The sequence below is a fragment of the Streptomyces sp. NRRL F-5123 genome (assembly GCF_000721495.1).
Lineage (GTDB): Bacteria > Actinomycetota > Actinomycetes > Streptomycetales > Streptomycetaceae > Actinacidiphila.
The window spans coordinates 125,156-147,435 of the sequence record NZ_JOHY01000001.1; the positions used below are offsets into that span (position 1 = coordinate 125,156).

Sequence of the window (22,280 nt, forward strand, 5' to 3'; positions counted from 1 at the left end):
ACGCGGCGGACGCGTGCCGCCCGCGGTCGGCCGCGCACCCCGGCGGGGCGCGCGGCGTGGGAAGGCGGGGCGGGCGGTGGGCTGACGTGACCGCGGCAGTGGTGGAGGCGGCACTGCCGCATACCTGCCGCGTCGTGCTGCCGTACTGCCGTCGTACCGCTGCCGCGACCCCTGCCGTGTCGGCTTCGGCGACGGCTGCCGTGCCGGTTGCCGTGTCGTGCCGGGGTACGCCGCCGTGCGGCGTCAGACGGTCCGGCAGTACGTCGCGTAGGCGAGCGCGGGCACGCCGGCGGTGAAGGACGTGCGGCCCACCCGGAGCGTCACCCGCTCCGCGGTGTCCGCGGAGTTGCCGAGCACCACCGTCCAGCGGCCCCGCCCGGCGGAGGACGACGTTGCCCACGCCGTTCTCGGCGGCACTGGACTCCACCGGTGTCGGCCGGCGTGAGGTACTTCGCGAACTGCCCGATGCCGTACAGCCCGTCGCGCACGCTGAAGCCGCGGGTCGGTGGTGTCCACCGTCACCGGCCGGTCGGGCCACGTGTCCGTCGCCGCGACCCGGCCCCGGTCGACTTGTTGTCCCGGTCGATGCCGCGCTGGATGGAGAAGTGCTCCAGGCCGAAGTCCTCCTGGCCGAGGACGTCGTCCTCGGCCAGGAACGGCAGGTGCCCGATGTCGCGGAGGGATCGGACCGGCGGACGCATGACAAGTCAATGCCTGCGGCAAACGCGGCAGCCACTGACGCCCCCGTGATTCGGCAGTGAGCCGGCCACCGCCCCGGGCACGGGTGTTGGCCAGCGGTGGGCGTCCCGTTCCCGGGCGGGACGACGGCCGCGGCGGCGCGTCAGCGGCTGCTATAGACTGCCGCGCCATGAAGCGGAGCTCTGTCCCGGTTGGGTAGGCGGCCGGGGTCACGGGTCACCATCCGGGCCATCGCCGACGAGGCCGGCGTCTCGGTCGCCACCGTCTCCCGGGTGATCAACGGGCGGGACGCGGTAGCGCCCGCCACGCAGGAGATGGTCCGGCAGGCCGAACGGCGGCTGGGCGGAGTGGCCGTGCCCGGCACCCCGGAGGCGGCCGTGCTCCCGGTCTTCGTGTCCTGCCCGTACAAGCTGACCGACTACTTCGGCACGATCGTCACGTCCGTCATCGAGACGCTCGGCCTGCACGGCCGCCAGGCGGTCGTCCAGGCCGGCGGCAGTGCGCCGGGCAGCCGCAGCTCGCTGCTCGAACTGCCCCGCCGCCCCGGCTTCGCGGGCGCCGTCCTCGTCCTGCCGCCCAGCCCCACCGAGGACCTCCGGACGCTGCACGCCCAGCACTACCCGCTGGTGGTGATCGACCCGCGCGCCGAACTCCCCGAGGACGTCGCCTCGGTGTCCGCCGCGCACGCCGCCGGCGCCCGCCGCCTCACCGGCCACCTCACCGGCCTCGGCCACCGCCGGATCGGCTTCCTCGGCGGCCCCGGCGACTGGCTCGCCAGCAACAACCGGCTCGTCGGATACGCCTCCGCACTCGCCGAGATCGGCGTTCTGCCCGACCACGAGCTGATCCGGAACGTCACCGAGCCCACCGCCGACGAGGGCAGTCGCGCCGCCCTCTCCCTGCTGGCGCACCCGCAGCCGCCCACCGCGATCGTCGCCTTCAACGACAAGACCGCCGCGGGCACGCTCCGCGCCGCCAGGAGCCTCGGACTGCGGGTCCCCGAGGACCTCTCCGTGACCGGCTTCGACGACAGCGAGCTGAGCGACAGCGTCACCCCGACCCTCACCACCGCCCGCCAGCCGCTGGAGGAGATGGGCCGGATGGCCGTCTCCCTGCTGATGCGCCTGGTGGCCGGCCACGCCGTCGACACCCTCCACGTCGAACTCGCCACCCCCCTCGTCGTCCGCGAGTCCACAGGGCCGGTGCCGCACCCCGCATGAGCCGGGCCCCGATCGCGGTGCCGGTGCCGTTGCCGTAACGCCTTCCGCATAAAACTTCCGGCGGGCCCCGCCCGCCCCCGCGCGGCTCCCCCCGTACCGCATACCCCTGCCGGTTCACCTGGCCGGATAGGGGTTGCCGCGCTCCGGATAGGGGTTGTCGATCGACGTATTCCGCAGCTAACGTCGCATTCAGTTCTTCGTCCAGTTTTCCGGCGCTGCTCCGCGGGTTGCCGGCGGCCGAATTATCCAGCCTTTATGCCGCTTCAAGTGCCGTCTTGGGGTGCGATATAGGATCGGGGAGAAAACATGGCTCGTACGAAAACGTTCGCGCTGAGTGCCGAAGAGCTCGAGCAGTTCGCCCGCGACGGTTATATCGGTCCATTCGACCTCTACAGCGAAGAGGAAATGGAAGGATATCTCCGGCAGACCAGGCCGAAGCTGCTGAAGACCAGCAACTCCGTGTACGCCGACGGCCAGACCGTGTCCGGCAACACCAACCTGGCGGCCAGCTACGACCGGCACCTCGACGTCGACTTCCTGTCCGAGCACGTCACCCGGCCGGAGATCGTCGACCGGGTGTCGAGCCTGCTGGGCCCCGACACGCTGTGCTGGCGCACCGAGCTCTTCCCGAAGTACCCGGGCGACGAGGGCACGGACTGGCACCAGGCCGACAACTTCTCCAGCGTCGACGGCGCCAAGCACCCGCACATCGTGTGGCCGGAGGACGCCGAGTTCGGCGGCACGATCACCGCCTGGACCGCCTTCACCGAGGCGTCGGTGGAGAACGGCTGCCTCCAGTTCATCCCGGGCACGCACACCTCCATGAACTACGACGAGTCGAAGATCATGGAGTACAACCCGGAGATCATCAACCAGATGGACAAGGACGGCGTCAAGCGCGGCCTGTTCGGCTACGACTACCGGCAGCTGCAGAAGGACCCCGACTGGCGTCCCGACGAGGACAAGGCCGTCTCCCAGGTCATGCGCCAGGGCCAGTTCATCCTCTTCTGGTCCACGCTCATGCACGCGTCGCACCCGAACAGCAGCGACACCAAGATGCGCCTCGGCTTCGCCTCCCGCTACCTGCCGACGCAGGTCCGCGTCTACCCGTACTCCGACGAGCTGCTGGAGTTCGGCGCGCGGGCGAGCCTGGACAAGTTCGGCTGCGTCCTGACGTCCGGCGAGGACAAGTACGGCCACAACCGCTTCGTCGACACCAACGTCAACGGATTCCGATTCCCGGTGCACTAGGAGAGATGAAAATGAGCGAGACGGACGACCGCATGGCACCGGACGCGCTGCTGGCGTGGGTCATCGACGAGTGCAAGCAGCTGGGCCTGCGGGTGTCGGCCGGCGAGGACGACTTCTTCGAGGCCGGCGGCACCTCGCTGAGCGCGGTGAAGCTCATGGAGCGCGCGGAGCGCGAGTTCGGCGACGACTCGCTGCCGCCGGACGAGCTGTTCACCGAGAGCCGGCTCACCGAGATCGTGGCCAGCATCCAGCGCAACGCCAAGCCGGCCGACGCGGTAGCGGACTAGCAGGCCCGGGCGTGGCGGCGACCGACGACAGGTGGGTGACGACCCTCAAGGCCGCGGCGGCGGAACCCGCCAGCACGCTGTTCTGCTTTCCCTACGCCGGCGGGAGTCCCGAGACCTTCCGCAACTGGTGCGACGGGATCGCGGACGACGTCGAGCTGGTGTGCGTGATCCTGCCCGGCCGGGGCCGGCGCCTCAAGGAGCCCCGCTACGAGCGGTGGCAGCCGCTGGTCGACGACGTCTTCGAGGCGCTGTCGCCGCGGCTGGAGCGCCGCCACGCCTTCTACGGCCACAGCTTCGGGGGGCGGCTCGCGTACGAGCTGTCCCACCGGGCCGCGGCCGCGTACCCGGGAATGACGCGCAGGCTGTTCGTCTCCGGCTGCCGGAGCCCGGACTCGCCGCAGGCCCGGCCTTTCATGCACGAAATGACGGAAAGTGACTTCCGCGGTGCCGTCGAGGGAATGGGCGGCACACCGGCGGAGCTGTTCGAGAAAGAGCGGCTGCTGCGCCTGCTCCTGCCGACGGTGCGCAGCGAGATCCGGCTCGCCGAGATATGGGACCACCGCCACGCGGACGGCGTGGACGTTCCCATCACCGCGCTCTACAGCCTGAACGACCCTATTGACAGCTGGCAGACGATGCGCGGCTGGAAGAGGTTCACCCGGCGGCACTGCGAGTTGGTAGAGATTCCTGGCGGACATTTCTTCGTGGACAGCCACCCAGAGCACGTCACAAGAGTCGTCAACACACGTCTGGGGAATTCGAATGGATAAGATCACCCTTTCGGATGAGGCTCTCGCCGTCCATGCGAAGATCAACGGGACGGCCGCCGACTACCCGGCGGAGAGCCTCAAGGAACTGTTCGAGGCCGCCGCCGCCCGGCGGCCGGACGCCGTCGCGGTCGTCCACCAGGACCGCAAGGTCACCTACCGCGAACTCAACGGACTGGCCAACGGCCTGGCCGCGCGGCTGCGTGCGGCCGGGGTGAACCCCGGCCAGGTCGTGGGCATGTGCGTCAAGCGCTCGCCGGAGATGATCGCCGCCATGCTGGCGATCATCAAGTGCGGCGCCACCTACCTGCCCTTCGACCGCAAGTGGCCGGACGACCGGCTGGCCGGCATCTTCGGGCAGGCGGGCTGCACCACGATGCTGACCGACGCACCCGACCCGATGGCGGCCCGCTTCCCACAGGCCCGGGTGATCTCCGCCGACCCGGCCGGGCTGGACACCGCCGCGCCCGACCCCGACCTGCGGGTCGCGCAGGACTCCGTCGTCTACATCGTCTTCACCTCGGGCTCGACCGGATCCCCCAAGGGGGTGCCGATCCGCCACGAGGGCATCGTCCGGCTGGTGTTCAACTCGCGCTTCGTCGCACTCGACGAGAACGCCGTCGTCCCGCAGCTCGCCGCGGTCGCCTTCGACGCCGCCGAGTTCGAGATCTGGGGCACGCTGCTGCACGGCGGGACGTGCGTGCTCTACCCGTCGGACTACGTCCGGCTGTCGGAGCTCAAGCGGATCGTGCAGGACAACGGGGTCACCGCGGTCTTCGTCACCACGGCGCTCTTCAACGTGATCGTGGACGAGGCCCCGGCCGTCTTCGACGGCGTCGCCACGATCCTCACCGGCGGCGAGGCGCACTCGCTGCGGCACATCGAGAAGGGCCGCACGTACTACGGGGACGGCCGGGTCGTCAGCGTCTACGGGCCCACCGAGTGCTCGGTGTTCGCCACCTACTACCCCGTCCGGGACTCCGTGCGGGGCGAGTCCGCGCTGCCCATCGGGCTGCCCATCCAGAACACCTCCCTGTACGTCGTCCGGGACGGCGTGCTGTGCGCGCCCGGCGAACTGGGCGAGGTGTGCCTGGCGGGCCCCGGACTGTCGCCGGGGTATCTGGGGATGCCGGAGCTGACGGAGAAGAAGTACGTCGAGTACGACATCGACGGCGAGAAGGTGCGGCTCTACCACACCGGCGACCGGGCCTTCGTCCGGGAGGACGGCAACGTCGTCTTCCAGGGGCGGCTGGACGACCAGGTGAAGGTCAACGGATTCCGGATCGAGCTGGGCGAGATCGCGCACTTCATGAACGAGGCGCCAGGCGTCAAGCAGGCCTTCGTCACCGTCGCCGAGAAGGACGACGGCGAGAAGGTCGTGGTGGCGTTCGTCGTGCCGGCGGGCGGGGACTTCACGCCCAAGGCGTGCACCGACCACCTGAGGAGCAAGGTCCCCGGCTACATGCTGCCCGGCGAGATCCACGTGCGCGAGAGCTTCCCCCTGACGGGCTCCGGCAAGGTCGACAAGCGGGCGCTGCTGGCACAGCGGCACGCGCAGGCCTGACCAACACGCCTCGACGGCACCACCGACACGTAACGCCTGAAAGAACACGAACGAAGGGTGAGGACACAGTGACTGCGACGGGGCTGAGCATCAAGGCGGCGACCCTCTGGCTTCCGGAAGGCAAGGAGGGCCCGGCCGAGGGTGCGCTCAGCGCGGCGGACATCGAGCGCATCGGCATCTCCGAACTGCACGTCGCCCCGGCGGACATGGCGCCGCCCCGGATGGCGGTGGCGGCCGCGGGGAGCGCGCTGGAGAAGAGCGGTGTCGCACCGGCCTCCGTGGGCTGCGTGGTGCACTCGCACAGCTACCACCAGGGCTTCGACATGTGGTCGCCGGCCCACTACGTCGCCCACCACGCCGGGATCGACGACGCGCTGCCCATCAACGTCCAGCAGCTGTGCAACGGCGGTGCGGTGGCCCTCCAGGTCGCGTCCAACTGGCTGGTCGCCAATCCCGACGCGAGCGCGGCCCTCGTCACCGCGGCCGACCGTTTCAGCCTGCCCGGCTTCGACCGCTGGGGCAGTGACGACGACGCGACCTACTCGGACTCGGGCACCGCGGTCGTGCTCGGCCGCACCGGGGAGGGCGAGGACGCCCTGCACCTGCTGTCGCTGAACATGGTCACGGACTCCCAGTGGGAGATCCAGATGCGCGGCGAGGCGGAGTTCACCGACGTCCCGCTCGGGCACGGCGCGCCCATCGACATGCGGTCCGCCAACAAGGTCTTCCGGGAGTCCGGTTCGGCCGCTCGGATGGTCAAGCTCTCCGTGCCGAAGATGTACGAGCTGGTCATGGGCGCGCTGTCCACGGCGGGCGTCAAGCCCGAGGACATCAGCGTGGTCGCCCTGCCGCGGCTCACGCGGAACATGCGCGAGGGCATGTTCAAGCCCGCCGTCAAGGAGTTCATCGGCGACCACCCGCGCCAGCTGGAGTGCACCACCGGCTGCCTCGGCGCCGGCGACTTCCTGGCGAACCTGGTGGACATCGAGGCCGAACTCAACCCCGGTGAGTACGGCATGCTCGTCCAGGGTTCCGGCGGCTACACCTTCACCTGCGCCGTGGTCCAGGCCCCCGTCAAGTAACGCCAGGCACCGCCGACCCCGGAAGAGACGGCCATGACGACGCCGAGCACATGGGACCGCGACGACTACCCCCTGTGGCACGGGACGGTCCCCACGTCCACGATCCTGGAACGGAACACCCCGCAGGACCTGTGGGTCAAGGGGGAGGGCAGCTGGCTGATCGACGCGGCCGGCAACCGCGCCCTCGACGCCCGCGCGGGGGTGGGCAACATGATGCTCGGCTACGGCCGGGCGGACGTGGTGGACGCGATGTGCCGGCAGGCCCGCGAGCTGCCGTACGTCTGCATGGTGCGGTGGGAGCTGCCGGCGCCGGTGGTCGTCGACCTGGCGCGGGAGCTCACCCGTATCGCCCCCGCCGGCCTGGACCGGGTGCGGTTCTGCCACACCGGCGGCGCCGCGGTCGAGAGCGCGATCCTGATGGCCCGCTCCTACCAGCGGAACACCGGCCACCGGGACCGCCGGCTGATCGTCGGCCTGCGCGACAGCTACCACGGCAGCCCTACGGCGGCCATGGCGGCGAGCGGGCAGCGCATCATGCACTGGACCTTCGGGCCGATGCCGGAGGGCTTCCGGCACATCCCGGAGCCGGCCGCCGACGACACCGGCGCCGAACTGGCCGGGCAGCTCGACGCGCTGGGGCCGGAGAACATCGCCGCGTTCGTCGTCGAGCCGGTGAAGGGGCGCAACGGGCAGCCGCTCCCGACCGCCTACCTGCGCGCCGCGCGCGACTACTGCACCAGGCACGGCATCCTGCTCGTCTTCGACGAGGCCTTCACCGGCTTCGGGCGGATGGGCGAGATGTTCGCGGCCGGCATCTCCGGGGTGTCACCGGACATCATGTGCCTGGCCAAGGGCATCACCGCCGGCTACGCGGCGCTGGGCGCGGTGCTCGCGACAAGCGCGATCCACGCGGCGTTCGACACCGGCAGCACGGTCTTCGCGCACGCGTCGACCACCGACGGCCACCCGGTGGCGTGCGCCGCCGCCCTCGCGGCGATCCGCGCGTACACCGCCGAGGACCTGGTGGCACGCGGCCGGGCGCTGGGCGCTTACCTCGGCGACCGGCTCGGCGACCTGCTCTCGGGGGCGCCCTCCGTGAACGGCATCCGGACCGTCGGCGCGTACGTGGGCCTGGACCTGGTGGACGACAACGGCAGCCCGCTGTCGATGCCGGACCGGCGCGACCTGGAACGGGCGTGCCGGGAGCAGGGCCTGCTGGTCCACTACACGCCCGACACCGTCGTGCTCATGCCGCCGCTGACGATGGTCACGGAGGAGGCGGAGTTCGCGGCCGAGCGGTTCGCGGGCATCGTGTCGGCCCTGCGTCCGGCGGCCGTCTGACCGGTCGCGCACGAGGCTGCGGCGGCCCCACCGGAGCGATCCGGCGGGGCCGCCGCTGCGTGCGTGCGGGCGTCAGGAGGACGAGACGGAGAAGGAGTTCGTCGTGAAGTCCAGGCCGCCGGAGGAGGACGTGATCTCGTAGCCGAACTGGACGTTGCCCAGCGTGATGTCGCCGAACCACTTCTTGGTGTTCTTGATCCAGTTCAGCACCGCCAGCACGTCCACGGTGGAGGAGCTGGTGTTGGACGAGCGGACGAAGGAGTAGACCGCGTTGGCGCCGTTGCTGCCCCGGTAGACCGTCCAGGTGCTGCCGCCGACGGTGACGTTGCCCTGCGAGGTGCCGAGCGGGCCGACCGCGCCGGTCCTGTTCATCCAGAGCATGATCTCGTAGGCGTTGCCGGTGTCCCAGATGTCGTACGCCGTCTCGTACGCGCCGCTCGACGGCACGGTCACGTCGAAGCTGGAACTGACCGAGTGCAGCGCGCTGAGCTTCTTGCCCACGTAGCGGGTGGCGTTGGGATAGGACTTCACGCCGCCGGTGTTGGGGTGGTTCGCCCACACGCCCCAGTTGCTGTACGAGTTGGCCCAGATCGTCTGCGGGCCGGCGCCGCTGCCCCAGACGTCGTTGTAGAGGGTGTAGCCGCCGTTGGACCAGGTGGCCCACTGGTCGCTGGAGGACCAGGCCGCCGCGTACGCGGGGGCGGCGGCCAGCCCGACCGCGGCTGCCGCGGAGGCGGCCAGGCCGAGCAGGAGCATGCGGGGCTTCTTGCGCAGGGCTGTGCGCATGGGGGCTCCAATCTGGACTCCGGGGCAGCCGCGGCCGGCGGAGCGCAGCGCGGGGCGGCGCGTGTGGGGATCCGGGATGCGGGGGGAGAGGGGGCGGGCAGGCAGGGATCAGCCTGCCCGGGCGCCGGTTTCGAAGCGCTTCGACGGACGATGTGTCAGGTCCGCTGCTGCCGTTGGGGGGATGCGGCTTACGATGACAGTCGAATAATCGAAGCGCAACACCTGCTGCACCGGAAATTCCCGCCCCTCCGGCACCACCGGACGCCCTGGCCACGACACGCGGGGAGCGGCCCGTCCGGGCGTGGTTACGATGACGGCTCTCCCCGGCACCGGCGGCCAGGGCGGACCGGAGGGTCGACGATGGCCAGCATCAGAGACGTCGCGCGGCGCGCGGGCGTCGCCCCCAGCACCGTGTCCTACGTGCTGAACGGCGACCGCAGCACCACGGAGGAGACCCGGCAGCGGGTGCGCGAGGCCGTCGAGGCGCTCGATTACCATCCGCGGGCCGGGGCACGCATGCTGCGCAGCGGGCGCACCCACGTGGTGGCGCTGGCCCTGCCCCGCGGCGGCGGGGCGGGCGGCCCGGCCGGCGGGCGGCACACCGTGGACGGCCGGTTCGCGATCGAGACCGCCGACGCCGCCCACCGCCTGGGCTACGACCTGCTGCTGGCGACCTCGGGGGACAAGGCCTCGGGGCTGCGCCGGGTGGCGGTCAGCGGCCTCGCGGACGCCGCCGTGATCATGGCCGTCGACCTGGAGGACCCGCGCATCGAGGTGGTCAGGGAACTGGACTTCCCGGCCGCGCTGATCGGGCGCCCGGCGGACGAGGCCGTGCTGCCGTGGATCGACCTCGACTGGGAGCAGGCCGCCGTGCTCGCCGTCCGCGAACTCGCGCTCGCCGGCCACCGCGAGGTCGTCTACCTCGGCTCCGCCGAGGAGGAGGTGCGCGCCCGGCGCAGCGCCGCGCTGTACGGGATCGCGGGTGCCCGGCGCGGCGGGCGGGAGACCGGCGCCGCGGTCCGCGTCGCGCACGCGGTCGACGACCCCGCTGAGACGGCCGGCCTGCTGCGCAGGCTGCCCGCCGGGCCCGCCGGCCCGCCGTCCGCCCTGGTGGTCCAGCACCCGACCGCCTGGAGCCACGTCGTGGCGGCGGCGGGCGCGCTGGGCCGCCGGGTGCCGGAGGACCTGGCCGTCGTCGTCATCGGCTCGCTGCCGGGGGACTCCTCGTGCGCGCGGCTGCCGCGGATCGAGCTGCCCGTGCCCGCGATGGGCTCCACCGCGGTGGAGCTGGCCGTCGAGGACGCCGACGCGCGCCGTCCCGCCAAGGGCCGCGGGCGCTCCCGCGAGCAGGCGGCGGCGCCCGGCGGGGCCGCCCGGCAGGTGCTCCTCGCCCCGGAGTTCCTGGGCGGCGACGCGCTGCGCCCGCCGCAGGCCTGACCCGTACGGCGGCGGGGCCCGCTCCCGCATCCCGCGGCGGCCGCCACCCCGCGCCCGAGCCGGGCAACAGGTCCTGCCCGGTACGCCCTTGTCGCCCCGCCCGGCAGTGCCTAACCTTGCCGGGGCGGTCAGGAAATCGATTCGACAGTCGGTCGGCCGGCCGTGCCCGCCCGCCACTTCCGGCGACAGAGCGACAAAGCGACAGAGCAGGAGACCTCCATGAAGTTCACCGACGGCTACTGGCTGCTGCGGCCGGGGGTCACCGCCCGCTTCGCGGCCGAGGTCGCCGACGCGAGCGTCACCGAGGACCGCGTCACGCTGTCCGCGGCCGTCCGCGCGGTCGGCCACCGCGGCGACACCCTCAACAGCCCGCTGCTGACGGTGGAGTGCTGGTCCCCCGCCGAGGGCGTGATCGGCGTGCGGTCGACCCACCACGCCGGCGGGAGGCGCGCGCTCCCGGAGTTCGCGCTGCCCGGTGAGGGGCGGTGCGGGAGCGCGGTCCGCAAGGACTCCGTGGTCGAGCTGACCTCGGGCGAGCTGAGCCTGCGGATCGACACCGAGCAGCCCTGGCACCTCGGCTTCAGCGCCGGCGGCACGGAGCTCACCTCGTTCGGCGAGAAGAGCCTCGGCTTCGTCACCGACGCCGAGGGCCGCCACCACATGGTCAGCCGGGCGGCCCTGGGCGTCGGCGAGTACGTCTACGGCCTCGGCGAGCGCTTCACCTCGTTCACCAGGAACGGCCAGAGCGTCGACATCTGGCAGGAGGACGGCGGCACCAGCAGCGAGCAGGCCTACAAGAACATCCCCTTCTACCTCACCAACCGCGGCTACGGCGTCTTCGTCAACCACCCCGGCCGGGTGTCGTACGAGATCGGCTCGGAGCTCGTCGGCAAGGCGCAGTTCAGCGTCGAGGACCAGTCCGTGGAGTTCTACGTCGTCCACGGTCCCGGGCCGAAGGAGATCCTCGCCCGCTACACCGCGCTGACCGGCCGACCCGCGCTGCCGCCCGCCTGGTCCTTCGGCCTGTGGCTGTCCACGTCCTTCACCACGGACTACGACGAGGACACGGTCACCGGTTTCGTCCAGGGCATGGCCGACGCCGGGATCCCGCTGAGCGTCTTCCACTTCGACTGCTTCTGGATGCGGTCCTACCAGTGGTGCGACTTCACCTGGGACCCGGCCGTCTTCCCCGACCCGGAGGGCATGCTGGCCCGACTCAAGGAGCGGGGCCTGCGGATCTGCGTGTGGATCAACCCCTACATCGCACAGAAGTCCCCGCTGTTCGCCGAGGGCGCCGCGAACGGCTACCTGGTCCGGCGGCCGGACGGCAGCGTGTGGCAGTGGGACCACTGGCAGGCCGGGATGGGCCTGGTGGACTTCACCGACCCCGACGCCCGCGCCTGGTACGCCGACAAGCTGCGCGTCCTGCTGGACCAGGGCGTGGACTGCTTCAAGACCGACTTCGGCGAGCGGATCCCGGTGGACGTCGTCTGGTCCGACGGCTCCGACCCGCAGCGGATGCACAACTACTACACCCAGCTCTACAACGAGACGGTCTTCGACCTGCTGCGCGAGGTGCGCGGCGAGGACGAGGCGGTGCTCTTCGCCCGCTCGGCGACCGCCGGCGGGCAGCAGATGCCCGTGCACTGGGGCGGCGACTGCGAGTCGACCTTCGAGGCGATGGCCGAGTCGCTGCGCGGCGGGCTGTCGCTGGGCCTGGGCGGCTTCGGTTTCTGGAGCCACGACATCGGCGGCTTCGAGGGCACCCCGACGCCCGAACTCTTCGCCCGCTGGGTGCAGTTCGGCCTGCTGTCCTCGCACAGCCGACTGCACGGCAGCCGGTCCTACCGGGTGCCGTGGGAGTACGGCGACCAGGCCGTCCCGGTCACCGCGGCTTTCACCCGCCTCAAGCACCGGCTCATGCCGTACCTGTACCGCGCGGCCGGGCAGGCCCGGGACGCGGGCACGCCGGTGATGCGGGCCATGCTGCTGGAGTTCCCCGACGACCCGGCCTGCGCGACCCTGGACCGGCAGTACATGCTGGGCGGCGACCTGCTGGTCGCCCCGGTCTTCAGCGCGGACGGCACGGTGGAGTTCTACGTCCCCGCGGGCACCTGGACCAGTGTGCTGACCGGCGAGCAGGTCGAGGGCCCGGGCTGGCGGCGTGAGACGCACCCGGTCGACACCCTGCCGCTGCTCGCCCGGCCCGGCGCGGTGATCCCCTTCGGGGCCTCCTCGGACGCGCCGGTGTCCGACTGGGCGGACGGCGTGACCCTGCGGGTGTACGCCCCGGCGGACGGCGCCACCGCCGTGACGCCGGTGCCCGCGCCGGACGGCTCGGCCGCGCCGGTCACCTTCACCGTCACCCGCACCGGCGACGAGGTCGTCGTCGAGACCGACAGCACCCTGCCCTGGAACGTGCTGCTGGCGGGCGTCGAGACCCCCGGGCACGGCGAACCGCACCCGCTCGGCACGCTGCACCGGTGCGCGGCCGGGGTGCAGAGGCTGGCGGCGCGCCGAGCCTGACGCACGGCTGCTCCGGCCCGGCGCCCGCCGTTGAAGCGCTTCAACGCCGGGCGCCGGGCGCGGGCCGGTCGTCCAGCTCGGCGCGGACCGCGCGGGCGGCCGCCACCAGGTTCTCCAGCGACGCGCGGGCCTCCGGCCAGCCGCGGGTCTTCAGACCGCAGTCCGGGTTGACCCACAGCCGTTCCGCCGGGATGGCCTCGAGCCCCGTGCGCAGCAGCCGGGCCGCCTCGTCCGCGCCGGGGACGCGGGGCGAGTGGATGTCGTAGACGCCGGGACCGGCCTCGCGCGGGTAGCCGTGCGCGGCCAGCTCGTGGGCGACCTGCATGTGCGAGCGGGCGGCCTCCAGACTGATGACGTCGGCGTCGAGGTCGTCGATGGCCTGCACGATGTCGCCGAACTCGGCGTAGCACATGTGCGTGTGGACCTGGGTGTCCGCGCGCACCCCGCCGGTGGTGAGCCGGAACGCTCCGGTGGCCCACGCCAGGTACGCGGGCCGGTCGGCGGTCCGCAGCGGCAGCGTCTCGCGCAGCGCGGGCTCGTCCACCTGGATGACGGCGGTGCCCGCGGCCTCCAGGTCCTCCACCTCGTCCCGCAGCGCCAGTGCGACCTGCCGGGCGGTGTCGCCGAGCGGCTGGTCGTCGCGGACGAAGGACCAGGCCAGCATGGTGACCGGGCCGGTGAGCATGCCCTTGACCGGCCGGTCGGTGAGCGACTGTGCGTAGGACGTCCAGCGGACCGTCATGGGCCCGGGGCGGGAGATGTCGCCGGCCAGGATCGGCGGGCGCACGTAGCGGGTGCCGTAGGACTGGACCCAGCCGTGCCGGGTGGCGAGGTAGCCGGTGAGCTGCTCGGCGAAGTACTGGACCATGTCGTTGCGTTCGGGCTCGCCGTGCACGAGGACGTCCAGGCCGGTCCGCTCCTGGAAGGCGATGACCTCGCGGACGGCGTCGCGCATCCGCTCCTCGTAGCCGGCGGTGTCGATGCGCCCGGCCCGCAGGTCGGCGCGGGCGGCCCGCAGGTCGCCGGTCTGCGGGAAGGAGCCGATCGTCGTGGTCGGCAGCAGCGGCAGCCGCAGCCGGGCCCGCTGGGCGGCGGCGCGCTCGGCGTACGGCTGCGCCCGGCGGGCGTCGGCGTCGGTGACGGCCGCGGTCCGTGCGCGGACGGCCGGGTCGCGGGTGAGCGGGGAGGCCGCGCGCGAGTCGAGGGCGGCGCGGTTGGCGGCCAGCTCGCCGGCGACGGCTTCCGCGCCGCGGGACAGGCCCGCGGCGAGGGTGGCGATCTCGGCGGTCTTCTGCCGGGCGAAGGCGAGCCAGGGCAGCACCTGCGGGTCGAGGTCCGTTTCGGCGGTGGCGTCGAGCGGCACGTGCAGCAGCGAGCAGGACGCGGCGACGTCGACCCGGTCGGCCGGCCCCAGCAGGGTGCCGAGGGTGGCGAGCGCCTTGCGCAGGTCGGCGGCCCAGATGTTGCGGCCGTCGACGACGCCCGCCACGAGCCGCTTGCCGGGCAGCCCGCCGACCGCCGCGAGGTCGTCGAGGTTGCCGGCGGCCGGGCCGGTGAAGTCCAGCGCCAGTCCTTCGACGGGGGCCTCGGCCAGCACCGGCAGGGCCTCGCCGAGCCGGTCGAAGTAGGAGGCCACCAGCAGCTTCGGCCGCTCCGCCAGGGAGCCGAGCATGTGGTAGGCGCGGGCGGCGGCGTCGAGTTCGGCGGCGTCCCGGTCCTGGACGAGCGCGGGCTCGTCGAGCTGCACCCACTCGGCGCCCGCGGCGCGCAGGCCGGCGAGCACGGCGGCGTAGACGGGCAGCAGCCGGTCCAGCAGGCTCAGCGGCTCGAAGTCCGCGGGCGCGCCCGGCGCGGGCTTGGCCAGCAGCAGGTACGTGACGGGGCCGACGAGCACCGGCCGCGGGGTCAGGCCCAGCGCCAGGGCCTCGGCAAGCTCGACGAGCTGCTTGACGGGATCGGGGGCGAAGACCGTGTCGGGCCCCAGCTCGGGCACCAGGTAGTGGTAGTTGGTGTCGAACCACTTCGTCATCTCCAGCGGCGCGACGTCCCTGGTGCCGCGGGCCATCGCGAAGTAGCCGTCGAGCGGGTCCGCGGCCACCGCGGCGCGGTGCCGTGCGGGGATCGCGCCGACCATGACGCTGGTGTCGAGGACGTGGTCGTAGAGCGAGAAGTCGCCGGTGGGCACCTCGTCGATGCCGGCCCCGGCCAACTGCCGCCAGTTCGCCCGGCGCAGCTCGGCCGCGGTGCCGCGCAGCGCGCCGGCGGTGACGCGGCCCTTCCAGTAGCCCTCGACGGCCTTCTTCAGTTCCCGGTCGGGTCCCTGGCGGGGGTAGCCGTACACGGTGGCCCGTGCCGCCGCGTCTGCGGGCTTGGTGGTCACGGAGATCTCCTTCACGAGACGGATCCCCGAGATCCCGGCGACGGGACGGGAGCGTGAAGGGCGGCGCAGCCGGACGCGCGGGGAATACCCCAGCAGTGCGTACGAAGGCGGTCGTTCCCACTCGGCGCTGCGGGGCACTCCCGGAATCCCAGCGGGTTCCCTCCTGCGACGCGCCTGCCCGGCGGGTAGGGCGAACAGGTTGTGCCACCCAGCGTAGAACGCCGCGGGCGCTCCGGGATGCCGTTGCGCGCGTCCCGGAACGGCGCCGTGCCGCGGTGGGCCCCGCCGGCCCGTGCGGGCCCGGCGCCCGGTGAGGGCGGAGTCACTTCGCCAGGAACTCCAGCAGGTCCTTGTTGAAGCGCTCCTTGTCGCCCGGCACCAGCGCGATGCCGTGCGAGCCGCCCTCGTAGACCTTCAGCTCGGCGTCCTTGACCAGCTCCGCCGTCTTGGCGCCGGTCGCCGCGAAGGGCACGACCTGGTCGTCGTCGCCGTGCACGACCAGCGTCGGGATGTCGAACTCGGCGAGATCCGCGTGGAAATCGGTCGCCGCGAAGGCGTCCACGCAGGCCACGCCGCCCTCGATGGTCTCGTCCATCGCCATCAGCCAGAAGGCGTCCCGGTTGCCCTGGGTGGCCCTGCTGCCCTCGCGATTCGCCCCGAAGAACCCCTCCGAGGTGTCCTTCCAGAACTGCGAGCGCTCGGCGACGATGCCCGCCTTGATCTCGTCGAAGACCTTCTGCGGCACCCCCTCGGGATTGTCCGGCCCCTGGAGCATCAGGGGCGGGATCGCCGAGAGCAGCACCGCCGAGCGGACCCGCCCGGTGCCGTGCCGGCCGATGTAGCGGGCCAGCTCGCCGCCGCCCATCGAGTGGGCGACGAGTGTGACGTCCCGCAGGTCCAGCGAGGTCAGCAGGTCGTTCAGGTCGTCGGCGAAGGTGTCGAAGTCGTAGCCGTCGAAGACCGGCGTCGACCGCCCGTGGCCGCGCCGGTCGTGCGCGATGCCCCGGAAGCCCGCGTCGGCAACCGCCTTGAGCTGGTCCTGCCACGCGTCGCCGCTGAGCGGCCAGCCGTGGATGAAGACCACCGGCCGGCCGCGGCCCCAGTCCTTGTAGAAGATCTCGACCCCGTCCCGCGTCGTCACGAAGGGCATGGAGACTTCCTCTCGTCGCTCGCTCGCGTTCCCCCGCGCGCCGCGCGCGTCGCGGCGCCTCGCGGGCCCGGCGCGCCCCGCCCCTCGTTCCCGCCGCCGGCTGCCGCTCCTCCCATGCTGCGCCTGTCTCCAGTAACCGCAACGTGAGCGGCGCAACGGCCCCGCGGCTACCGCCGGGGTCTGCGGCCCCAGGCGGTGAGCAGGCCCGCCGAGAGCGCGGCGCACTCCGGGGCGTCGAGGTAGCGCAGGGCCGCGTCCAGGCCCGCCTCGTCGATCAGGCCGGTGGCGAGCATGGCCGGGCGGCTGCGCTGCCAGGTGTCGGCCCAGAAGCGGCTGATCGCGCTGCCCGGCAGCAGCGGCGGCACGTGGATCCCGGCGCCGACGGACTCCAGCCCGGCCGCCCGCAGCAGCGCCGGGTACGACGGCACCCAGGACACGTCCGTCCCGATGGCGGCCTCCAGGCCCTGCCACATCGCCCGCATCGCCGCCGTGTACGGGGACGCGGGCGCCCGGTCGCACGTGAGGTCGACCGCGTCGCCGAGGACCAGGACGCCGCCGGGCTCGACGAGCTCGGCCAGCCGCCGGACCATGCGCTCGCGCTCGGGCAGGTGCATCAGCAGGAACCGCGCGTGCACCAGACGGAAGGAGCCGGGAATCGCGTCCGGGGCCGCGGTGACGTCGGCCTCCAGTACGTCGAGGCCGGGCACCGGGCGGGCGGCGAGGAAGCGCACGTCGCGGTCCACGGCGAGCACGCCGTCCACCCCGGCGTCGGCCAGCAGCCGGCGCGCGACCGTACCCGTACCGGCGCCCGCGTCGAGGCAGCGCCAGCCCGGGCCGGCGCCGAGGGCGCGCAGGTGGGCGAGCGTGACGTCGTCGTAGGCGAGGGCGCCGTAGTCGATGCGCTCGCCCTCCCCGGACCGTCCGGGCGGGAAGGCGTCCTCGCCGTAGCGTCCGCTGCCGGAGGAGCTGCCGGACGGGGGAGCGGGCACGGCGGGACCTCTTCACGGGGCGGGGGCGACGGCGCCGGGTTTCGCGGGCGGCGGGGCGGGGCGCCCTCCATCCTGCGCGGGGTGCCGCCCGCACCGCCGGGGGCGCGCCGGGAGGGACAGCCCGACGGCGCACACCGCGCCGCCGTCTCAGCGCCCGGCGGGCCCGCGCACCCCTGGCCAGTCCAGCCGCAGCTGCTCGCCGCGCGGGAGCCTGGACACGATCAGGTCGTAGGAGTCCTCGATCATCTCGCGCACCTGGTCGTCGGGCAGCGCTCCGTCCAGACGCACCGTGTTCCAGTGACGCTTGTTCAGATGCCAGCCGCCGGTGATCTCCGGGTGGGCCGCGCGCAGTTGCAGCGCCACCTCCGGGTCGCACTTCAGGCTCACGCTCAGCGGCTCGGCGTCCAGGGCGGTGATGGCGAAGATCTTGCCGCCCACCTTGAAGACGGACGTCTCCAGGGTGAACGGGAAGGTCTCCACGGCCCCGTTCATTCCCAGGCAGATGGCTTTGAGTGCGTCCGGTGTCATGAGGGACAGTGTGCCGTGCGGCACCGACAACGGCCGGGCCCGGCCCACCGGGACAGGTGTGCCGGCAGGCGCCGCGGGACCGGAACGCGACCGGGAACGGGACCGGTCAGCCCTGCTCCGCGGAGGCCTCCGCGCCGGACAGGGCGTCGGCGATCATCCGGGTGGCGAACTCGCGGTCGTCGGTGAGGCGGTTGATGTGCTCCGCCAGCAGGAAGGCGGTCACCTCCAGCGGCTTGATCTCGGGCTCGGTCCAGTACCCGTACTGCAGGCGCCACAGGCTGGGGCTCAGGCCCGTGCCCGCCGCGACGACCAGGCCGGTCATGGTGGGGATGGCCTCGCGCGGCACGCTCCTGGGCATCATGCCCAGCGTCGCGACGAAGCTGGGCACCACGGACTCGATGACGTCCTTGCCGTGGTCCGCGTACGCCTGCTTGAGCCAGCACATGTACATGTAGACCAGGGTGCAGGCGCCGTCGAGCAGCGCGTCCGCGTCGTCGGAGTCCATCGACGCGGCGAACTGCTCGATCAGCGCCTCCTGTTCGGCGTCCGGCCCGGTCCTTCCCGCGTAGACGGTCCTGAGCCGGGAGTCGATCATCATGAGGGCCGCGCCCACATCGCCGGCGGGGGCGTTGCGGGGGTCGCAGGGAGAGGGCACGGTTTCCTCCTGGATGCTGACTGTTCGTAGTTCCCCGTGTCCGTACGGTAGCCCGTGGACTATGCCAGGGTCCTGGGAACGCCGATGCCTGCCTCCAACGGGCAGCCCGCGCGGTCCGTCAGCCCAGCGCCGCCAGCAGCTCGCGCTCGCGCCCGGCGCTGAGGCCCGCGCGGCGCGGCCGGTCGAGCCCCTCCGCGCGCTCCCAGCGCAGCGTGTCGGCTAGCATCTCCGCGCGCGGGCGGTGCCTCAGCCCCGCGCCGCGCGCGGCGGCCCCGCTGCGGGCCGACCAGCCCTCCCAGCCCGGCTCGGCCAGCCACATCGGCAGCGACTCGGGCCCCATGTACTGGGCCACGCCGTTCGCCAGCAGCCATTGGGAAGGGGCCGCGACCACCGGGCCGGTGTGCCCGCCGAGGGTGCGGGACAGCTCCAGCCACTCGCCGAAGGGGACGACCGGCCCGACCGCGTCGAAGGTGCCGGTGCGCCCGGCCTGCGCGGCGTCGAGCAGCCACCCGGCGAGATCCCGCACGTCGATCGCCTGGGTCGGTCGGTCCGGCGTGTCGGGCACGAGCATCGGGCCCTGCGGGTCGCGCGCGGCGCGGGCCACCCAGTAGCCGGAGCGGCCGCTCCGGTCGCCCGGGCCGCCGATGAGCCCGGCGCGGGCGACGAGCAGCCGATCGCCCAGCGCGGCCGCCGAATCCCGCTCGCAGGCGGCCTTCGCCTCCCCGTAGAGTTCCCTTTCCACCTCGTCCAGCTCGGTCGCGGCCAGCAGCGGTGTCGACTCGTCCGCGCCCGGCACGGCGTGCGAGGCGTAGGCGCTGACGGAGGAGACGTAACTCCAGTGCCGGGCCCGGCCGCCGAGCGCTTCGAGCGCCCCGCGCACGAACCCGGGCTGCCAGGACACCTCGACGACCGCGTCCCACTCCCGGTCGAGCAGCGGCCCGTACGCCGATGCGTCCCGCCGGTCGGCCGCCACCAGGGCGGCCCCCTCCGCCACGTCCCCGCTCTCGCCGCGGGCCAGGCACGTCACCGCGTGCCCCCGCCCGACCGCCTGCCGCGACAGCTCGCGCCCGAGCCATGCCGTTCCGCCCAGTACCAGGATCTCCATCCCCCCACCCAAGCACCGCGCCCCGCCCCCGCCCAGGCCGGTTCGCGGACGGCGGATTCGCGGAGCCCCCGCGGCCGTCGCGGCATCCGGGTTCCCGCCCCGGGCGCCCGGCGGCCCCGCCGCCCGCGGGCCCGTACTCTGGTGACGTGCCGTCCTCGCGCCTGCGCCGTATCGCCGTGCTGGTCCTGGAGGGGGCGAAGCCGCTCGACGTCGGCATCCCCGCGCAGGTGTTCACGACCCGGGAGAGCATGCCGTACGAGGTGCGGGTGTGCGGCGCGGCGCCCGGGCTGGTGGCCGGCGGCGACGGGCTGGCCTACCACGTCGCGCACGGGCTCGGGGCGCTCGCCTGGGCCGACATGGTCTTCGTGCCCGGCTACCGCTTCCCGGACCGCGAGGACCCGCCCCGGGAGGTCGTCGAGGCGCTGGTCGCCGCGCACGCCCGGGGCGCGCGGCTGGCCGCGATCTCGACGGGAGCGTTCGCGCTCGCCGCGACAGGGCTGCTGGACGGCCGGCGGGCCACGACGCACTGGCACTACACGCGCGCCCTGGCGCACAGGCACCCGCTCGTCCGGGTCGACGAGAACGTGCTGTTCGTCGACGAGGGCAGCGTGCTCACCTCGGCCGGCGCCGCCTCCGGCATCGACCTGTGCCTGCACGTCCTGCGCGGCGACCTCGGCATCGCCGCGTCCAACCACGCGGCCCGGCGGCTGGTCGCCGCCCCCTACCGCAGCGGCGGCCAGGCGCAGTACGTGCCGCGCAGCGTGCCCGAGCCGCTCGGCGAGCGCTTCGCCGCGACCCGCGAATGGGCCCTGCACCGGCTCGGCGAGCCGCTCACCCTGGAATCCCTGGCCCGGCACGCGGCGGTCTCCCCGCGCACGTTCTCCCGGCGCTTCGCCGAGGACACCGGCTACACGCCGATGCAGTGGGTGATGCGGGCCCGCGTCGACCTGGCCCGCGAGCTGCTGGAACGCTCCAAGCGCGGGGTCGAGCAGATCGCCAACGACGTCGGGCTCGGCACGGGCGCGAACCTGCGGCTGCACTTCCAGCGCATCCTCGGCACGACCCCGACCGAATACCGGCGGACCTTCGCGCGGGGCGAGTAGGGGGCTCCGCGCTGCCGCGGTGCGGCCTGGCGTGATCCTTGCGAACCATGGCGCTCGGGCCACGGCCACGCCCGGACCCGCCGCGCGAGTCTGGTGGTGCACCGAAGGGACGAAGGGACACATCACTCATGACTCGCATCGCCATCAACGGATTCGGCCGGATCGGCCGCAACGTGCTGCGCGCCCTCCTGGAGCGCGGCAGCGACCTGGAGGTCGTCGCCGTCAACGACCTCACCGAGCCGGTCGCCCTCGCCCGACTGCTGGCCTACGACTCCACCGCGGGCCGGCTCGGCCGCCCGGTCACCACGGACGGCGACACCCTGGTCGTCGACGGCCGCCGCATCCGGGTGCTGGCCGAGCGGGACCCGGCGCAGCTGCCGTGGGCGGAGCTGGGCGTCGACGTCGTGCTGGAGTCGACCGGCCGCTTCACCTCGGCGAAGGCCGCCCGCGCCCACCTGGATGCCGGCGCCGGCAAGGTCCTGGTCAGCGCGCCCTCGGACGGCGCCGACGCCACGGTCGCGTACGGCGTCAACACCGAGGTCTACGACCCGGCCGCGCACACCGTCGTCTCGAACGCCTCCTGCACGACCAACGCGCTGGCGCCGCTCGCCGCCGTCCTCGACGAGCTCGCGGGCATCGAGCACGGCTTCATGACCACCGTGCACGCCTACACGCAGGAGCAGAACCTCCAGGACGGCCCGCACCGCGACCCCCGCCGCGCCCGCGCCGCCGCCGTCAACATCGTGCCCACCACCACGGGCGCGGCCAAGGCGATCGGCCTGGTGCTGCCCCGACTGGACGGCAAGCTCTCGGGCGACTCGATCCGGGTGCCCGTGCCGGTCGGCTCGATCGTCGAGCTCAACACCACGGTGGCGCGGGACGTGACCCGCGACGAGGTCCTGGCCGCCTACCGGGCCGCCGCCGACGGCCCGCTCGCCGGGATACTCGAATACGCCGACGACCCGCTGGTGTCGTCCGACATCGTCGGCAACCCGGCCTCGTCGATCTTCGACTCGGCCCTCACCCGCGTCGACGGCCGGCACGTCAAGGTCGTCGCCTGGTACGACAACGAGTGGGGCTTCTCCCACCGCGTCGTCGACACGCTGGAACTCCTCGCCGCCGGCTGATCCCCGAGCCGGACCGGGCCCGGGCGGGCGGCCGTTGGGCTGCCTGCCCGCCTGCCCGCCTGCCCGCCTGCCCGCCTGCCTGCCCGCGTGCTCGCCTGCCCGCACGTCCCGGGCCGGGCTTCGGGCCCCGTGTTCCGGGCCGGGCCACCCTCCCGCGGGGCCGTTCCCACCGCGCCGTACGATCATCGGCAATGCCCGGTCGTAGCGCAGAGGCAGGCGCACCCCCTGGCTAAGGGGACGACGCCGGTTCGAATCCGGCCGACCGGGCAGGCACGGCACGCGG

20 protein-coding genes and 1 tRNA gene are annotated in these 22,280 nt (G+C 73.2%); 12 read left to right on the plus strand and 9 right to left on the minus strand.

Annotated features, from left to right (window positions below; genetic code table 11):
• Nucleotides 1-243: 243 nt before the first annotated feature.
• Together IH54_RS45215 and IH54_RS0100565 are read right to left on the minus strand one after the other, a co-directional pair.
• Nucleotides 244-417, minus strand: coding sequence for a hypothetical protein (locus IH54_RS45215; RefSeq protein ID WP_159011582.1), 174 nt, complete (start codon nt 415-417; stop codon nt 244-246).
• A 101-nt stretch (nt 418-518) separates the two neighbouring features.
• A complete protein-coding gene (locus IH54_RS0100565; RefSeq protein ID WP_031512023.1) occupies nt 519-701 on the minus strand; it encodes a hypothetical protein in 183 nt (60 codons plus the stop codon).
• 189 nt (nt 702-890) lie between these two features.
• On the opposite strand from IH54_RS0100565, the gene IH54_RS0100570 reads away from it, so the two are divergent.
• The 7 genes from IH54_RS0100570 to IH54_RS0100600 all read left to right on the plus strand — a co-directional run bounded on the left by IH54_RS0100570 (nt 891) and on the right by IH54_RS0100600 (nt 8,211).
• Nucleotides 891-1,919 carry a LacI family DNA-binding transcriptional regulator gene (locus tag IH54_RS0100570; protein WP_031512025.1) on the plus strand — a complete coding sequence of 343 codons (1,029 nt, stop codon included), beginning with the start codon at nt 891-893 and terminating at the stop codon, nt 1,917-1,919.
• 306 nt (nt 1,920-2,225) lie between these two features.
• Entirely contained in the window at nt 2,226-3,170 is a 945-nt protein-coding gene (locus tag IH54_RS0100575; RefSeq protein WP_031512026.1) for a chlorinating enzyme, read from the plus strand.
• Between the two features lie 11 nt (nt 3,171-3,181).
• Nucleotides 3,182-3,457, plus strand: coding sequence for a phosphopantetheine-binding protein (locus tag IH54_RS46025; RefSeq protein ID WP_031512027.1), 276 nt, complete (start codon nt 3,182-3,184; stop codon nt 3,455-3,457).
• An 11-nt stretch (nt 3,458-3,468) separates the two neighbouring features.
• On the plus strand, nt 3,469-4,227 hold the full coding sequence (locus IH54_RS0100585) for a thioesterase II family protein (RefSeq protein ID WP_052396907.1): 759 nt from the start codon (nt 3,469-3,471) through the stop codon (nt 4,225-4,227).
• Complete coding sequence (locus tag IH54_RS0100590; protein ID WP_031512030.1) at nt 4,220-5,788, plus strand: amino acid adenylation domain-containing protein; 1,569 nt, start codon at nt 4,220-4,222, stop codon at nt 5,786-5,788. The genes IH54_RS0100585 and IH54_RS0100590 overlap by 8 nt, the downstream gene beginning before the upstream one ends.
• 68 nt (nt 5,789-5,856) lie before the next feature.
• Nucleotides 5,857-6,870, plus strand: coding sequence for a ketoacyl-ACP synthase III family protein (locus IH54_RS0100595; protein WP_031512031.1), 1,014 nt, complete (start codon nt 5,857-5,859; stop codon nt 6,868-6,870).
• Nucleotides 6,871-6,903: 33 nt separating this feature from the next.
• On the plus strand, nt 6,904-8,211 hold the full coding sequence (locus tag IH54_RS0100600) for an aspartate aminotransferase family protein (protein WP_052396908.1): 1,308 nt from the start codon (nt 6,904-6,906) through the stop codon (nt 8,209-8,211).
• Between the two features lie 72 nt (nt 8,212-8,283).
• Here the strand turns inward: IH54_RS0100600 and IH54_RS0100605 are convergent, their stop codons facing one another.
• Complete coding sequence (locus tag IH54_RS0100605; RefSeq protein WP_031512033.1) at nt 8,284-8,997, minus strand: glycoside hydrolase family 12 protein; 714 nt, start codon at nt 8,995-8,997, stop codon at nt 8,284-8,286.
• A gap of 360 nt (nt 8,998-9,357) precedes the next feature.
• On the opposite strand from IH54_RS0100605, the gene IH54_RS0100610 reads away from it, so the two are divergent.
• Nucleotides 9,358-10,434, plus strand: a complete 1,077-nt coding sequence (locus IH54_RS0100610; protein ID WP_031512034.1) for a LacI family DNA-binding transcriptional regulator — start codon at nt 9,358-9,360, stop codon at nt 10,432-10,434.
• Between the two features lie 219 nt (nt 10,435-10,653).
• Nucleotides 10,654-12,960, plus strand: a complete 2,307-nt coding sequence (yicI, locus tag IH54_RS0100615; protein WP_031512036.1) for an alpha-xylosidase — start codon at nt 10,654-10,656, stop codon at nt 12,958-12,960.
• A gap of 40 nt (nt 12,961-13,000) precedes the next feature.
• Here the strand turns inward: yicI and metE are convergent, their stop codons facing one another.
• From metE to IH54_RS0100645, 6 genes are all read right to left on the minus strand, one after another.
• A complete protein-coding gene (metE, locus tag IH54_RS0100620; protein WP_031512037.1) occupies nt 13,001-15,340 on the minus strand; it encodes a 5-methyltetrahydropteroyltriglutamate--homocysteine S-methyltransferase in 2,340 nt (779 codons plus the stop codon).
• Nucleotides 15,341-15,662: 322 nt separating this feature from the next.
• On the minus strand, nt 15,663-16,490 hold the full coding sequence (locus tag IH54_RS0100625; RefSeq protein WP_031512039.1) for an alpha/beta fold hydrolase: 828 nt from the start codon (nt 16,488-16,490) through the stop codon (nt 15,663-15,665).
• A 167-nt stretch (nt 16,491-16,657) separates the two neighbouring features.
• Nucleotides 16,658-17,479: a class I SAM-dependent methyltransferase gene (locus IH54_RS0100630; RefSeq protein ID WP_031512040.1), complete on the minus strand. Its 822-nt coding sequence runs from the start codon at nt 17,477-17,479 to the stop codon at nt 16,658-16,660.
• Nucleotides 17,480-17,626: 147 nt separating this feature from the next.
• Complete coding sequence (locus IH54_RS0100635) at nt 17,627-18,007, minus strand: MmcQ/YjbR family DNA-binding protein (RefSeq protein WP_031512042.1); 381 nt, start codon at nt 18,005-18,007, stop codon at nt 17,627-17,629.
• A gap of 106 nt (nt 18,008-18,113) precedes the next feature.
• Nucleotides 18,114-18,662 (minus strand): hypothetical protein, encoded by a 549-nt coding sequence (locus tag IH54_RS0100640; protein WP_031512043.1) that lies wholly within the window; start codon nt 18,660-18,662, stop codon nt 18,114-18,116.
• Between the two features lie 118 nt (nt 18,663-18,780).
• Complete coding sequence (locus tag IH54_RS0100645; RefSeq protein WP_031512044.1) at nt 18,781-19,767, minus strand: NAD-dependent epimerase/dehydratase family protein; 987 nt, start codon at nt 19,765-19,767, stop codon at nt 18,781-18,783.
• 146 nt (nt 19,768-19,913) lie between these two features.
• Between IH54_RS0100645 and IH54_RS0100650 the strand changes: the two genes are divergently transcribed.
• From IH54_RS0100650 to IH54_RS0100660, 3 genes are all read left to right on the plus strand, one after another.
• Nucleotides 19,914-20,870 carry a GlxA family transcriptional regulator gene (locus IH54_RS0100650; RefSeq protein ID WP_031512046.1) on the plus strand — a complete coding sequence of 319 codons (957 nt, stop codon included), beginning with the start codon at nt 19,914-19,916 and terminating at the stop codon, nt 20,868-20,870.
• A 128-nt stretch (nt 20,871-20,998) separates the two neighbouring features.
• The gene (gene gap, locus IH54_RS0100655; RefSeq protein WP_031512048.1) at nt 20,999-21,997 is read left to right on the plus strand and encodes a type I glyceraldehyde-3-phosphate dehydrogenase; all 999 of its coding nucleotides are present in this window, start codon (nt 20,999-21,001) and stop codon (nt 21,995-21,997) included.
• A 195-nt stretch (nt 21,998-22,192) separates the two neighbouring features.
• Nucleotides 22,193-22,264 (plus strand) — tRNA-Ser (locus tag IH54_RS0100660).
• Nucleotides 22,265-22,280: the final 16 nt, after the last annotated feature.